Source organism: Burkholderia sp. Ac-20392, from assembly GCF_017104585.1.
GTDB lineage: Bacteria > Pseudomonadota > Gammaproteobacteria > Burkholderiales > Burkholderiaceae > Burkholderia > Burkholderia lata.
In genome coordinates this window covers 1-13,562 of the sequence record NZ_JAAGPB010000225.1, presented here as the reverse complement: position 1 = coordinate 13,562, position 13,562 = coordinate 1, and the positions used below count along the sequence as shown (strand labels likewise).

The window sequence follows — 13,562 nt, the reverse complement described above, 5'->3', positions numbered from 1 at the left end:
CTCGTGCGGCTCGAGGCCGACGCCGAACGCGCGGGCGGCCGGCTGACCACGCGGCGGCTCGACGTGACCGATGCGCAGGACGTCGCGGCGCTCGCCGCGAGCGAGCGCGCATTCGATGTGCTGTTCAACTGCGCGGGCTTCGTGCACCACGGCTCGATCCTCGACTGCGACGACGAAGCATGGGCGTTCTCGCTGAACCTGAACGTCACGTCGATGTACCGGCTGATCCGCGCGCTGTTGCCCGCGATGCTCGAGGCCGGCGGCGCGTCGATCATCAACATGGCGTCGGCCGCGTCGAGCGTGAAGGGCGTGCCGAACCGCTTCGTCTACGGCACGACCAAGGCGGCCGTGATCGGGCTGACCAAGGCGGTGGCCGCCGATTTCGTCGAGCGGGGCATCCGCTGCAACGCGATCTGTCCGGGCACGATCGAATCGCCGTCGCTGGAGCAGCGGATCGCGGACCAGGCGCGCACGCGCCACGTGTCGACCGACGAGGTGCGCCAGGCGTTCGTCGCGCGCCAGCCGATCGGACGCATCGGCAGCGCGGAAGAAGTGGCCGCGCTCGCGCTGTACCTCGCATCCGACGAAGCGTCGTTCACGACCGGCGCGATTCACCTGATCGACGGCGGCTGGTCAAACTGACCGCGCCTTCCCATTCACTTTCCGTATCGGCTCAACACGACATGAAACTGCTGAGATTTGGCGACAAACACCATGAAAAGCCGGGCCTGTTCGATGCGCACGGCCACATTCGCGACCTGTCCGGCGTGATCGACGACATCGCCGGCGACGCGCTGTCGCCTGCGTCGCTCGCGCGGCTGCGCGACATTCCGCCGTCGTCGCTGCCGCTCGTCGAAGGCACGCCGCGGCTCGGCGCGTGCGTCGGCCGCGTCGGCAAGTTCATCTGCATCGGGCTCAACTATTCCGACCACGCGGCCGAATCGGGGATGGACGTGCCGAAGGAGCCCGTCGTGTTCGGCAAGTGGACGAGCGCGATCTCGGGGCCGAACGACGACGTCGAAATTCCGCGCGGCTCGGAGAAGACCGACTGGGAAGTCGAACTCGGCGTGGTGATCGGCCAGGGCGGCCGTTATATCGCGGAAGCCGACGCGCTGTCGCACGTCGCCGGTTACTGCGTCGTGAACGACGTGTCGGAACGCGAATTCCAGCTCGAACGCGGCGGCACGTGGGACAAGGGCAAGGGCAACGACACGTTCGGGCCGCTCGGCCCGTGGCTCGTGACGGCCGACGAAGTGCCCGATCCGCATGCGCTGCGACTGTGGCTCGACGTCGACGGCCATCGCTACCAGAACGGCACGACCGCGACGATGGTGTTCCGCGTGCCGCACCTGATCAGCTACCTGAGCCGCTTCATGAGCCTGCAGCCGGGCGACGTGATCTCGACCGGCACGCCGCCGGGTGTCGGTCTCGGGCAGAAACCGCCCGTCTATCTGCGCGCCGGGCAGGTGATCACGCTCGGCATCGACGGGCTCGGCGAGCAACGCCAGCGCACCGTGCAGGCCTGATTTCCTTTCGCGGACGATTCGTCATGCCTATCATTCGATCGATGCGCGTCCTCGACGTGCGCTTCCCGACCTCGCGCCAGCTCGACGGCTCCGATGCGATGAATCCGGACCCCGATTATTCGGCGGCCTACGTCGTGCTCGAAACCGACCGCGACGGGCTCGAAGGTCACGGGCTCACGTTCACCATCGGGCGCGGCAACGAGATATGCTGCGCGGCGATCGACGCGATGCGTCACCTCGTCGTCGGCCTCGACCTCGACTGGATTCGCGAAGACATGGGCCGCTTCTGGCGGCACGTCACGTCGGACAGCCAGTTGCGCTGGATCGGCCCCGACAAGGGCGCGATTCACCTGGCGACGGGGGCCGTCGTCAATGCGGTATGGGATCTGTGGGCGAAAGCCGAACGCAAGCCGCTGTGGCGGCTGGTGGCCGACATGAGCCCCGAGGCGCTGGTGCGTGCAATCGACTTCCGCTACCTGACCGACTGCCTGACACCGGACGAAGCGCTCGACCTGCTGCGCCGGCAGGCGCCCGGCAAGGCCGAGCGGATCGCACTGCTCGAGCGCGACGGCTACCCGTGCTACACGACGTCGGCCGGCTGGCTCGGCTACAGCGACGACAAGCTGCGGCGACTGTGCCGCGAAGCGGTCGAAGCGGGGTTCGAGTACGTGAAGCTGAAGGTCGGCGCGAACCTGGAGGACGACATCCGCCGCGTGACGATCGCGCGCGAGGTGATCGGCCCGGACCGCAAGCTGATGATCGACGCGAATCAGGTATGGGAAGTCGACGAAGCGATCGACTGGGTGCGCGAGCTGGCGTTCGCGCGGCCGTGGTTCATCGAGGAGCCGACGAGCCCCGACGACGTCGAAGGGCATCGCAAGATCCGCAAGGCGATCGGGCCCGTGCAGGTCGCGACCGGCGAGATGTGCCAGAACCGCGTGCTGTTCAAGCAGTTCATCGCGCGCGGCGCGATCGACGTCGTGCAGATCGATGCGTGTCGGCTCGGCGGCGTGAACGAGATTCTCGCGGTGATGCTGATGGCCGCGAAGTACGGGTTGCCCGTGTGCCCGCATGCGGGCGGCGTCGGGTTGTGCGAGTACGTGCAGCATCTGTCGATGATCGACTACATCTGCATTGCGGGCACGAAGGAAGGGCGCGTGACGGAGTACGTCGATCACCTGCACGAGCATTTCGTCGAACCGTGCATCGTGCGCGGCGCGGCGTACATGCCGCCGACGGCGCCCGGTTTCTCGATCGAGATGAAGCCCGAATCGCTGGAGCAGTACCGGTTCCGCGGCTGACACGCGTTGAGCGTGCCGACAACATGAACGACGGAGACGCGAAGTGGATTTGAATCTGCAACACAAGGTCGTGATCGTGACCGGCGGCGCGTCGGGCATCGGCGCCGCGATCTCGATGCGGCTGGCCGAAGAAGGTGCGATTCCGGTGGTGTTCGCGCGCCACGCGCCCGACGATGCGTTCTGGCGCGCGCTCTTGCAGAAGCAGCCGCAGGCCGCATGCATCCCGGTCGAATTGCAGGACGATGGGCAGTGCCGCGAAGCGGTTGCGGAAACCATCGCGCGTTTTGGCCGCATCGACGGCCTGGTCAACAACGCGGGTGTCAACGATAGCATCGGGCTCGATGCCGGTCGTGATGCATTCGTCGCGTCGCTCGAACGCAACCTGATCCACTACTACGTGATGGCGCATTACTGCGTGCCGCACCTGAAGGCGACGCGCGGCGCGATCGTCAACCTGTCGTCGAAGACGGCCGTGACCGGGCAGGGCAACACGAGCGGCTATTGCGCATCGAAGGGCGCGCAGCTCGCATTGACACGCGAATGGGCCGTCGCGTTGCGCGACGACGGCGTGCGCGTGAACGCGGTGATTCCGGCCGAGGTGATGACGCCGCTGTACCGGAACTGGCTCGCCGGCTTCGACGACCCCGACGCGAAGCTGGCCGGCATCGCGGGCAAGGTGCCGCTCGGCAAGCGCTTCACGACGGCCGACGAAATTGCCGATACGGCCGTATTCCTGTTGTCGGAACGCGCATCGCACACGACGGGCCAGTGGCTGTTCGTCGACGGCGGCTATACGCATCTCGACCGTGCGATCAGCTAGGGGCCGCGATCCATGCAACCCGACCTGACTCCGAACGCCGCACCGCCGTTGATCGCATTGACCGGTATCGGCAAGCGCTTCCCGGGCGTGCAGGCGCTCGACGATTGTCGTTTCGACCTGCGTGCCGGTGAAGTGCATGCGCTGATGGGCGAGAACGGCGCCGGCAAGTCGACGCTGATGAAGATTCTCGCGGGCGTCTACCAGCGCGATGACGGCGAGATCCGGATGGACGGCCGCGCGGTGGCGATCGCCGATCCGCGCGCCGCGCAGGCGCTCGGAATCGGCATCATCCATCAGGAACTGAACCTGATGAACCACCTGAGCGTCGCGCAGAACATCTTCATCGGCCGCGAGCCGCGCGGCCGCTTCGGCGTGTTCGTCGACGAAGCGGCACTCAACCGCGACGCGGCCGCGATCTTCGCGCGGATGCGGCTCGATCTCGACCCGCGCACACCGGTCGGACAGCTCACGGTGGCGAAGCAGCAGATGGTCGAGATCGCGAAGGCGCTGTCGTTCGACTCGCGCGTACTGATCATGGACGAACCGACCGCCGCGCTCAACAACGCGGAAATCGCCGAGTTGTTCCGCATCATCGGCGACCTGCGCGCGCATGGTGTCGGCATCGTCTACATCTCGCACAAGATGGACGAGCTGCGCCAGATAGCCGATCGCGTGACCGTGATGCGCGACGGCAAGTATGTTGCGACCGTGCCGATGGCGGACACGTCGATGGACACGATCATCGCGATGATGGTCGGCCGCCAGCTCGCTACCGAATTCCGTACGCCGCCCGATACGTCCGCGAACGACGTCGCGCTCGAAGTGCGCGGGCTGTCGCGCGGCCGCGCAATTCGCGATGTCGGCTTCACGCTGCGGCGCGGCGAGATCCTCGGCTTCGCCGGGTTGATGGGCGCAGGCCGCACCGAAGTCGCGCGCGCGGTGTTCGGCGCGGACCCGGTCGATGCGGGCGAGATCCGCGTGCACGGCAAGACCGTGACGATCCGCACGCCGGCCGACGCGGTGAAGCACGGCATCGGCTACCTGTCCGAGGATCGCAAGCACTTCGGGCTCGCGGTCGGGATGGACGTGCAGAACAACATCGCGCTGTCGAGCCTGCGCCGCTTCGTGCGCCGCGGCGTGTTTCTCGATGCGCGTGCGCTGCGCGACACCGCACAGGCGTACGTGCGGCAGCTCGCGATCCGCACGCCGTCGGTCGCACAGCCGGCGCGGCTGCTGTCGGGCGGCAACCAGCAGAAGATCGTGATCGCGAAGTGGCTGCTGCGCGACTGCGACATCCTGTTCTTCGACGAGCCGACGCGCGGCATCGACGTCGGCGCGAAAAGCGAGATCTACAAGCTGCTCGACGCGCTCGCCGCCGACGGCAAGGCGATCGTGATGATCTCGTCGGAGTTGCCCGAAGTGCTGCGCATGAGCCACCGGATTCTCGTGATGTGCGAAGGGCGCGTGACCGGCGAATTGCGCGCGGCCGACGCCACGCAGGAAAAGATCATGCAGCTCGCGACGCAGCGCGAGTCGACCGTATTGTCCTGATTCAATCCCTACGATCATGTCCAACGATACGCATCCCGTTCCGCCTCTCGCGCCCGGCGACACGCCGGCCGCGGCAGCGAGCCTGAAAGCCCGCTTCTTCAACCCGGCCGCGCGCCAGAAGCTGCTCGCGTTCGCGAGCCTCGTGCTGCTGATCGTGTTCTTCAGCATCGCGTCGCCGAACTTTCTCGAAGTCGACAACCTCGTCGCGATCCTGCAGGCCACCGCGGTGAACGGCGTGCTGGCCGTCGCCTGTACCTACGTGATCATCACGTCGGGCATCGACCTGTCGGTCGGCACGCTGATGACGTTCTGCGCGGTGATGGCCGGCGTCGTGCTGACGAACTGGGGCATGCCGCTGCCGCTCGGGATCCTGGCGGCGCTGTTCTTCGGCGCGCTGTCGGGCTGCGTGTCGGGCTTCGTGATCGCGAAGATGAAGGTGCCGCCGTTCATCGCGACGCTCGGCATGATGATGCTGCTCAAGGGGCTGTCGCTCGTGATCTCGGGCACGCGGCCGATCTACTTCAACGACACGCCGGGCTTCACGTCGATCGCGCAGGATTCGCTGATCGGCAACCTGATCCCCGCGCTGCCGATTCCGAACGCGGTGCTGATCCTGTTCCTCGTCGCGATCGGCGCGTCGATCGTGCTGAACCGGACGATCTTCGGCCGCTACACGTTCGCGCTCGGCAGCAACGAGGAAGCGCTGCGGCTGTCGGGCGTGAACGTCGACGCGTGGAAGATCGCGGTCTACACGTTCAGCGGCGCGGTGTGCGGGATTGCCGGGCTGCTGATCGCGTCGCGGCTGAATTCCGCGCAGCCCGCGCTCGGGCAGGGCTACGAGCTCGATGCGATCGCGGCCGTCGTGATCGGCGGCACGTCGCTGTCGGGCGGTGCGGGCAGCATCGTCGGCACGATCATCGGCGCGTTCATCATGAGCGTGCTGACGAACGGCCTGCGCATCATGTCGGTCGCGCAGGAATGGCAGACGGTCGTGACGGGCGTGATCATCATCCTCGCCGTCTACGTCGACATCCTGCGCCGGCGCCGCCGCTGACGCACGCATTCACGCAGGCATGTGCTTCATCGCCGGTTCCGGCCGGCGTCCCAGTCGTTTTGGTCGTTCCAGTCGTTTTAGTCGATACGAAAAAAGGAGACGCGAAGTGATCAGGAGCAAGGTGTTGAACGCGATCGTCGGGCTGACGTTCGCCGTCGGCGTCACGGCCGGCGCGCAGGCGCAGGAAACCTATATCCCGCTGATCTCGAAGGGCTTCCAGCATCAGTTCTGGCAGGCCGTGAAAGCGGGCGCGATGCAGGCCGCGAAGGACTACAAGGTGAAGGTGACGTTCGAAGGGCCCGAAACCGAGGCGATGGTCGACAAGCAGATCGACATGCTGTCGGCCGCGATCGCGAAGAAGCCGGCCGCGCTCGGCTTCGCGGCGCTCGACAGCAAGGCCGCGCTGCCGCTGCTGAAGAAGGCGCAGGCCGAGAAGATCCCGGTGATCGCGTTCGACTCGGGCGTGGACAGCGACATCCCGGTGACGACGGCCGCGACCAACAACAAGGCCGCCGCGTCGCTCGCCGCCGACAAGCTCGCCGCGCTGATCGGCGACGAAGGCGAGGTGGCCGTGGTCGCGCACGACCAGACGAGCCGCACCGGCATCGATCGCCGCGACGGCTTCCTCGAACGGATGAAGTCGGCGCACCCGAAGGTGCAGGTCGTGACCGTGCAGTACGGCGAAGGCGACCAGCTGAAGTCGACCGAAGTGACGAAGTCGATCCTGCAGGCGTATCCGAAGCTCAAGGGGCTGTTCGGCACCAACGAAGGCTCGGCGATCGGCGTGGTCAACGGCGTGCGCGAGATGAAGCGCAAGGTCGTGATCGTCGGTTACGATTCCGGCAAGCAGCAGAAGGACGCGATCCGCAGCGGGCTGATGGCCGGCGCGATCACGCAGAACCCGATCGGGATCGGCTACAAGACGGTCGAGGCAGCCGTGAAGGCGATCAAGGGCGAGAAGCTGCCGAAGGTCATCGATACCGGCTTCTATTGGTACGACAAGACCAATATCGACGATCCGAAGATCGCGGCTGTGTTGTACGACTGAACGTTGCGTCGAGCGGCGGCGGCATGCGCCGCCGTCGTGGCGACCGGACACGAGGGCATCATGGGCGCAGTGCGTATCGATTCCCATCAGCACTTCTGGCGCTATCGCGCCGCCGACTATCCGTGGATCGGCGCCGGGATGGGGGTGCTTGCGCACGACTACCTGCCCGACGCGCTGTGGCCGCTGATGCATGCGCAGGCGATCGGCGCGTCGATCGCGGTGCAGGCGCGCGCCGGGCGCGACGAGACGGCGTTCCTGCTCGATCTCGCACGCGACGATGCGCGCATCGCGGCGGTGGTCGGCTGGGAGGATCTCGCCGCGCCGCAGCTCGCCGATCGCGTTGCCGAATGGCGCAGCCCGAAGCTGCGTGGCTTCCGTCACCAGGTGCAGGACGAAGCCGATGCAGGCGCGTTCGTCGCGGAGCCGGATTTCAATCGCGGCATCGCGTGGCTGCAGGCGAACGGGTACGTGTACGACGTGCTCGCGTTCGAGCACCAGTTGCGGGACATGTGGACATTTTGTGCGCGGCACGACGCGCACTGGCTCGTGCTCGATCACGTCGGCAAGCCGGCACTCGCCGACTTCGAGCGCGACGACACGGCGCTGGCGCGCTGGCGCGCCGCGTTGCGTGAGCTGGGCGCGCTGCCGCATGTCGCGTGCAAGCTGTCGGGGCTCGTGACCGAGGTCGACTGGAAGCGCGGCCTGCGCGGGAAGGACGTCCGCCATATCGAGCAGTGTCTCGACGCGGCGCTCGACGCGTTCGGCCCGCAGCGGCTGATGTTCGGGTCGGACTGGCCCGTGTGCCTGCTGGCCGCGTCGTATGACGAAGTCGCGTCGATCATCGAGCGCTGGGCCGAGTCGCGGCTGTCGGCGGCCGAGCGCAACGCGCTGTGGGGCGGCACGGCCGCGCGCTGCTATGCGGTGCCGGGCGCGGGGACGCGCGGCATATAAAATAGGCGCGAACGGTCTGTTCGATTCGTCAGACCGTCCGGAACGAAACCGATCACCTGCATCAACGTATGTCCATCCAGCCGATTCAGAACCGCCGTCTCTACCAGCAGATCGCCGACAAGCTCAGTGCGATGATCGAGTCCGGCGATTTTCCGCCGGGCAGCTATCTGCCTCCCGAGCGCGAACTGGCCGAACAGTTCGGCGTGTCGCGCACCTCGGTGCGCGAGGCGCTGATCGCACTCGAAGTGAGCGGGCTCGTGAGCGTGCGCGTCGGCGACGGCGTGAAGGTGCGCCATCCTGAAGCCGCCGCCGCACCCGAACCCGATACGAAAGCCGCGCCGTTCACGATCATCGAGATCGATCCCGAACTCGGCATCGCACTCGACCTCGATACCGAAATCCCGCCTTTCGCGCTGCTGCAGGCGCGCCGGCTGATCGAGCCGGAAGCCGCGTCGCTGGCCGCGAAGCACGGCTCGGACGAGCAGATCGAAGGGATTCACGAGGCGTTCCTGCGCAACCAGGAAGACAACCGCAGCGGCTCGCTCACGCATCCGGGCGACCGGCTGTTTCATATTCGCATCGCGGAGGCGAGCGACAACGCCGCGTATGCGCTGATGATCAAGCAACTGCTCGCGCACAAGTACGACCTGATGTTCCAGCGGCTGCAGTCGCTGTACATGCCTAACGACATGCCGCATCGGTCGGAACTGGAGCACCGCGCGATCCTCGATGCGATCCGCGCACGCGACCCGGACGCCGCGCGCCGCGCGATGGCCGAGCATCTCGACGAAGTGATCCGCATCTTCGGCCGCGCGCTCGACTGAGCGCGCGTCGAAGCGTGGCCTGTTGCCGGGTCAGAAGCGATCGGCGCGATACGGCGCCGGATCGGTGAACGGCGCTTCGCCAGTCATCATCTCGGCCAGCAAGCGGCCCGTGACGGGGCCGAGCGTCAGCCCGTGATGGTTGTGCCCGAACGAGAACCACAGGCCGCGATGCGCGGGCGCGGGGCCGATCACCGGGCGCATGTCGGGCGTGCACGGCCGGAAGCCGAGCCACGGTTGCGGGTCGAGCCGTTCGCCGAAACCGAACACGGGCCGTGCGACGCGTTCCGCGCGTTCGAGCTGCACGCCGGTGGGCGGCAGGCCGCGCCGCGCGATCTCGACGCCGGTCGTCAGCCGCAGCCCGCGCTTCATCGGTGCGATCACGTAACCGTATTCGCGATCGACGATCGGCGCCGACGGTACGCCGCGCGCGGACGGCGCGTAGTGCATGTGATAGCCGCGCTTCTCGCGCAGCGGGATCTTGTAGCCGAACTTGCCGAACACCGTGTCGGACCACGGGCCGAGCGCGACGACCACGGCCGGTGCGGCGGCCATGCCGTCCTGCGTGCTGACCTGCCAGCCCGGCGACAGCGCGTCGAGGCTCGCGGCGTCGCCCGTCAACAGCGTGCCGCCGCCTTGCACGAAGAGGTGCGCGTACGCTTTGACGAGTTCGGACGGGTCGACGACGCTTTTCGGGTCGAGCCAGTGCAGCGCGCCGCAGAAGCCGGGGGCGAGGCTCGGTTCGTGCGCGGCCAGCGCGGCCGCATCGAGCGGCGTGATGCCGAGCCCATGGCGGCGTGCGGTGAGTCCGGCTTCGGCCACGCCGCGTTCAAATGCGGCCGGCGTGCGGAACGCTTCCAGCCAGCCGTTCGCGCGGATGAGTTCGCCGGCGCCGGCCCGCGCGATCAGCGCGTCGTGCTCGACGATGCAGCGCTCGATCAGCGGCAGCATGTCGCGCGACGCTGCCGCGTGACGCAGCGGCGCCGACTCCCACCAGAAACGTGCAAGCCAGGGCGCGAAGGCGGGCAGCGACGCGCTGTGCCAGTAGAGATCGGTCGAGCGGTTCAGCGCATAACGCATCAGCGTGAACGGGCTGCGCGGGAACGGATACGGCTCGACCGACGAGCGCTCGATCAGCCCCGCGTTGCCGAAGCTCGTGCCTTCGCCGGGCGCGCCGCGATCGACGAGGGCGACCTTGCGGCCGCGATCCTGCAGGTGGAGTGCCGCGGAGACGCCGACGATGCCTGCGCCGAGAACGATGACGTCGAAATCCATCGATGGTGAGTGACGGTTAGCGGCGCGCGCCCGCGATGAGGCGTTTGCACCCGGGTTGGAGAGCGTTCTTCGAACTGCAAGCATACTCGCGGCGGCGTAGCGCACCAAGAGGACGCGTGCGGCCCGCGCATGGCAGGTGGCCCGTGCGCGACGATTCGCGATCGTCGCGACGACGCGGGCAGTAGAATGCGCGGGTTCCGGCCTTCGAGGGTGACACGCGATGATCGAGTTGACCGCAGCGGGGTATGCGGCGGAATTGAAGCGCTTCCGGGCGACCGGCAGCGTCTGGCTCGCGGCGGACGAGATCCCGGCCGATGTCGACGTGCCGGCTGCATGGCGCGCGTTGCTCGCCACGCCGGACGACATGCGGGCGGATACGCTCGTGCAGATGTGGGCCGGTGTCACCGATCGATTGCCGGCCGTCGCGCAGTTCTTTCGCGACAAGCTCGTGCGTCCGGCCGTGTTCCGCCGCGACGGCGGCGACGTCGTGCTGCTGTATCCGTACACGGTCGGGCACGACGACCTGAATTTCTTCATCGGCCGCGCGCCGTTGGGCGAGCGGGGGCCGGATGATGAGTTCCCCTGGACCGCACTGCCTGAAGCGCTGCGGCGTTTCCATCAATCCGTGCACGACGGCTGGACGTTCTTTCCCGCGAATTCGATGGGGCCGTTGCCGCTCGCCGATCAGGCCGTGCTGGCGGACAAGCTCGATCTGACAGCCACCGAGAGACGCAAACTCGGCGTGAACCCGGATCTCGTGCGGGCCGTGTTTCATAACGGCAGCGGCGATTGGCTGTGCGTCGATTCGAGTGACGGGGCGGGCAGTCGCAATCCGGCAGGGCGGTTGTGGTGGCACGAGCGCCCGACCGAACTCGAGCCCGTGGATTTCTGGGCCGTGATGAACGCGTGGTTCGAGATTTTCGTCGACGAAGCCGACAAGCGATGATCCGACACGCCCGGCGCCTGCCGCGCGTACGGGCAATCCACCGCATCGTCACTTCATCGCGAACAGCTTCCCCCATCGCGCCAGCACGCGCGTATCGACCCCCGCCATCCTCAGCGCTTTCCACACGACGGTCGACACCGTGTCGTAGGCCGCGATTCCGGTCGACTGCTCGAACGGTCCGGCCAGATGGGCGGCATGCAGGTTCGTGCAGAACGTCGTCACCGCATCCGGCCGCGCCCGCGCAGCCTGGCGCATCAACGCGGCAAGCTGCGTATCGGGTACCTCCGCGAAGCTGGCGTTGTCGCGCAACCCGAGATGCTGCTCGCCCACGCAATCGATGCCGAGTTGCGCATACTGGCGCACGATTCGCTGCTGCACGTCGGCGAGATACGGCGTGACGAGGCCCAGCCGCCGCACGCCGGTGCGTTCGAGCAACTCGTTCAACGCGAGCACGGACGTCGTCGCCGGAATGCCGGTGGCCTTCTCGATGCCGCGGCACAGCGCGGCGTCGCGTTCGAAGCCGAGCCAGCCGGCCGACGTGCCGCTCCAGCCGATCACGTCGACCCGCGCATCGGCGAGCTGCCGCGCCGCGACCAGAATGCGCGCCGCATCGAACTGGTCGAGCGCGGCCTCGGTGAGCGCAATCTCGGTCACGGTGAAGCGCGCGAAATGCACGCTGACGTTTGGCAGCCCGGCGACGATCGCGGTCGTCAGCGGCTCGAGCGCTGTGTTCGACGACGGCGTCAGGATGCCGATGCGGATGCGCGGATTCATCGCAGGGCGTCCGTTCAATCGAGCAACTGCTGCACCGCGTCGACGGCAGCACGGCGCAGCGCAGCCAGGTCGAGGCCCGGAATCTCGCCGTTGTCCACCACGACGCGGCCGTTCACGATGTTGTATTTCACCGGCGCGGGCTCGCCGGCCGTCACCGGCGCGATCGCGTAGTCGTGGAAGCCGTTGAAGCGCGGCCCGCTCACGTCGTACAGCACCAGATCGGCGGCCTGGCCGGCTTCGAGCGTGCCGACCGCGTTCAGCCCGAGCACGCGCGCGCCGCCTTGCGTGCCCCAGTGCAGCACGTCCTCGGCGGTGGTGGCCGTCGCGCCGTGCGCCGCGCGATGCACGAGCCATGCGAAATTCGCTTCGTGCGTCATGCTGCCGGATTCATTCGACGCGACGCCGTCGACACCGAGCGACACGGGTACGCCGGCCGCCGCCATGCGCGGCACGGGCGCGATGCCGCTGCCGAGCCGCGCATTGCTGACGGGGCAGTGCGAGCAGCCCGTGCCCGTTTCGGCGAGCATCGCGATTTCGTTCGCTTCGAGGTGAACGAGGTGCGCGAACCACACGTCGGGGCCGAGCCATTCGTGTTCCGCGACGAATTCGACGGGCAGCTTGCCGTAGCGCTCGCGGCAGAAATCGACGTAGCGCGTCGTCTCCGACAGATGCGAATGCAGCCGCAGGCCCATCCCGCGCGCCGCTCGCGCGACCTCGGGCAGCAGGTCGGGCGGCAGCGAGAAGGTCGGCGTCGTCGGCGCGACGACCACGCGGCGCATCGATGCCGTGCCCGCGTCGTGATAGCGCGCCTTCAGCCGCTCGATGTCGGCGAGCATCTGGTCGAGCGTCTCGGGTTGCAGCGCGGTGCCGGCGAAGCCCGGATGATCGCCGGCCGCCTGCAACGCGCCGCCGCGACACAGCACGAAGCGCATCCCGAAGCTGGCCGCCTCGTCGAACAGCAGGTCGCCGGTCTCGGTCGTGCCGCCCGCGTGATACAGGTAGTGGTGATCGGCGCAGGTCGTCACGCCCGACAGCAACAGCTCCGCGAAGCCGAGCCGCGCGGCGATGCGCGCGAGTGCCGGCGTGAAGCGTGCGACGCGCGGATACGGCACCGCCGCGAGCCATTCCTGCAGGCCCGCGTTGATCCCCGCCGGCACGGCTTTCAGCAGGTTCTGGAACAGGTGGTGATGCGTGTTGACCCAGCCCGGGTAGACGACGCAGTCGGTCGCGTCGATCACGCGTTCGCCGGGCAGCGGCGCGAGGCCGGGCGCGATCGTGTCGATCCGTCCGTCGCGGATGCGCAGGTCGGCCTGGCCGAGCCGCGCGGCGTCGCCGGCGCGGCCGCTCATGACCGCGATCGGGTTGCGGATCAGCAGCGAAGAAGAAGGAACGCTCATGGTCGGGTCTCCTCGGGTTCGGATAGTCGGGTCGTTATTCGTCAGGCGCCGCGCGCAGGCTCGACGCCGCGCGCGGCATGAAGCCCGTCAGTCGCACA

General features: G+C 67.7%; 13 protein-coding genes. 10 read left to right on the top strand and 3 right to left on the bottom strand.

Features of this window, described 5'->3' with window-relative positions:
* The 9 genes from G3N99_RS22920 to G3N99_RS22880 all read left to right on the top strand — a co-directional run.
* Positions 1–642 (top strand): SDR family oxidoreductase (locus tag G3N99_RS22920; protein ID WP_241011800.1); only part of this gene is annotated, 642 nt, incomplete at its 5' end.
* Between the two features lie 41 nt (positions 643–683).
* Positions 684–1,526 carry an ureidoglycolate lyase gene (locus tag G3N99_RS22915; protein WP_206123544.1) on the top strand — a complete coding sequence of 281 codons (843 nt, stop codon included), beginning with the start codon at positions 684–686 and terminating at the stop codon, positions 1,524–1,526.
* 23 nt (positions 1,527–1,549) lie between these two features.
* A complete protein-coding gene (locus G3N99_RS22910) occupies positions 1,550–2,827 on the top strand; it encodes an L-fuconate dehydratase (protein ID WP_174936544.1) in 1,278 nt (425 codons plus the stop codon).
* Between the two features lie 43 nt (positions 2,828–2,870).
* Positions 2,871–3,647 (top strand): SDR family oxidoreductase, encoded by a 777-nt coding sequence (locus G3N99_RS22905; protein WP_174936548.1) that lies wholly within the window; start codon positions 2,871–2,873, stop codon positions 3,645–3,647.
* A gap of 12 nt (positions 3,648–3,659) precedes the next feature.
* A complete protein-coding gene (locus G3N99_RS22900; protein ID WP_206123543.1) occupies positions 3,660–5,198 on the top strand; it encodes a sugar ABC transporter ATP-binding protein in 1,539 nt (512 codons plus the stop codon).
* 16 nt (positions 5,199–5,214) lie between these two features.
* Positions 5,215–6,252 carry an ABC transporter permease gene (locus G3N99_RS22895; protein ID WP_174936552.1) on the top strand — a complete coding sequence of 346 codons (1,038 nt, stop codon included), beginning with the start codon at positions 5,215–5,217 and terminating at the stop codon, positions 6,250–6,252.
* 106 nt (positions 6,253–6,358) lie between these two features.
* Positions 6,359–7,300, top strand: coding sequence for an ABC transporter substrate-binding protein (locus G3N99_RS22890; RefSeq protein WP_011354234.1), 942 nt, complete (start codon positions 6,359–6,361; stop codon positions 7,298–7,300).
* Positions 7,301–7,360: 60 nt separating this feature from the next.
* Entirely contained in the window at positions 7,361–8,251 is an 891-nt protein-coding gene (locus G3N99_RS22885) for an amidohydrolase family protein (RefSeq protein WP_174939002.1), read from the top strand.
* A 68-nt stretch (positions 8,252–8,319) separates the two neighbouring features.
* The gene (locus tag G3N99_RS22880; protein ID WP_206123542.1) at positions 8,320–9,075 is read left to right on the top strand and encodes a FadR/GntR family transcriptional regulator; all 756 of its coding nucleotides are present in this window, start codon (positions 8,320–8,322) and stop codon (positions 9,073–9,075) included.
* Positions 9,076–9,105: 30 nt separating this feature from the next.
* On the opposite strand, the gene G3N99_RS22875 is transcribed toward G3N99_RS22880, so the two are convergent.
* On the bottom strand, positions 9,106–10,347 hold the full coding sequence (locus G3N99_RS22875; protein ID WP_174936564.1) for an FAD-binding oxidoreductase: 1,242 nt from the start codon (positions 10,345–10,347) through the stop codon (positions 9,106–9,108).
* Positions 10,348–10,567: 220 nt separating this feature from the next.
* On the opposite strand from G3N99_RS22875, the gene G3N99_RS22870 reads away from it, so the two are divergent.
* A complete protein-coding gene (locus G3N99_RS22870) occupies positions 10,568–11,293 on the top strand; it encodes an SMI1/KNR4 family protein (protein ID WP_206123541.1) in 726 nt (241 codons plus the stop codon).
* 48 nt (positions 11,294–11,341) lie between these two features.
* On the opposite strand, the gene G3N99_RS22865 is transcribed toward G3N99_RS22870, so the two are convergent.
* Both G3N99_RS22865 and G3N99_RS22860 read right to left on the bottom strand, forming a co-directional pair.
* Positions 11,342–12,067, bottom strand: a complete 726-nt coding sequence (locus G3N99_RS22865; RefSeq protein WP_206123540.1) for an aspartate/glutamate racemase family protein — start codon at positions 12,065–12,067, stop codon at positions 11,342–11,344.
* Positions 12,068–12,081: 14 nt separating this feature from the next.
* Positions 12,082–13,464, bottom strand: a complete 1,383-nt coding sequence (locus tag G3N99_RS22860) for an amidohydrolase family protein (RefSeq protein ID WP_206123539.1) — start codon at positions 13,462–13,464, stop codon at positions 12,082–12,084.
* Between the last annotated feature and the right edge of the window lie 98 nt (positions 13,465–13,562).

Excerpts from the sequence above, each read along its gene's own strand:
- G3N99_RS22915 (WP_206123544.1), top strand. The coding sequence starts at position 684 with ATGAAACTGCTGAGATTTGGCGACAAACACCATGAAAAGCCGGGCCTG.
- G3N99_RS22910 (WP_174936544.1), top strand. The coding sequence starts at position 1,550 with ATGCCTATCATTCGATCGATGCGCGTCCTCGACGTGCGCTTCCCGACC.
- G3N99_RS22900 (WP_206123543.1), top strand. The coding sequence starts at position 3,660 with ATGCAACCCGACCTGACTCCGAACGCCGCACCGCCGTTGATCGCATTG.
- G3N99_RS22895 (WP_174936552.1), top strand. The coding sequence starts at position 5,215 with ATGTCCAACGATACGCATCCCGTTCCGCCTCTCGCGCCCGGCGACACG.
- G3N99_RS22885 (WP_174939002.1), top strand. The coding sequence starts at position 7,361 with ATGGGCGCAGTGCGTATCGATTCCCATCAGCACTTCTGGCGCTATCGC.
- G3N99_RS22880 (WP_206123542.1), top strand. The coding sequence starts at position 8,320 with ATGTCCATCCAGCCGATTCAGAACCGCCGTCTCTACCAGCAGATCGCC.
- G3N99_RS22875 (WP_174936564.1), bottom strand. The coding sequence starts at position 10,347 with ATGGATTTCGACGTCATCGTTCTCGGCGCAGGCATCGTCGGCGTCTCC.
- G3N99_RS22870 (WP_206123541.1), top strand. The coding sequence starts at position 10,568 with ATGATCGAGTTGACCGCAGCGGGGTATGCGGCGGAATTGAAGCGCTTC.
- G3N99_RS22865 (WP_206123540.1), bottom strand. The coding sequence starts at position 12,067 with ATGAATCCGCGCATCCGCATCGGCATCCTGACGCCGTCGTCGAACACA.
- G3N99_RS22860 (WP_206123539.1), bottom strand. The coding sequence starts at position 13,464 with ATGAGCGTTCCTTCTTCTTCGCTGCTGATCCGCAACCCGATCGCGGTC.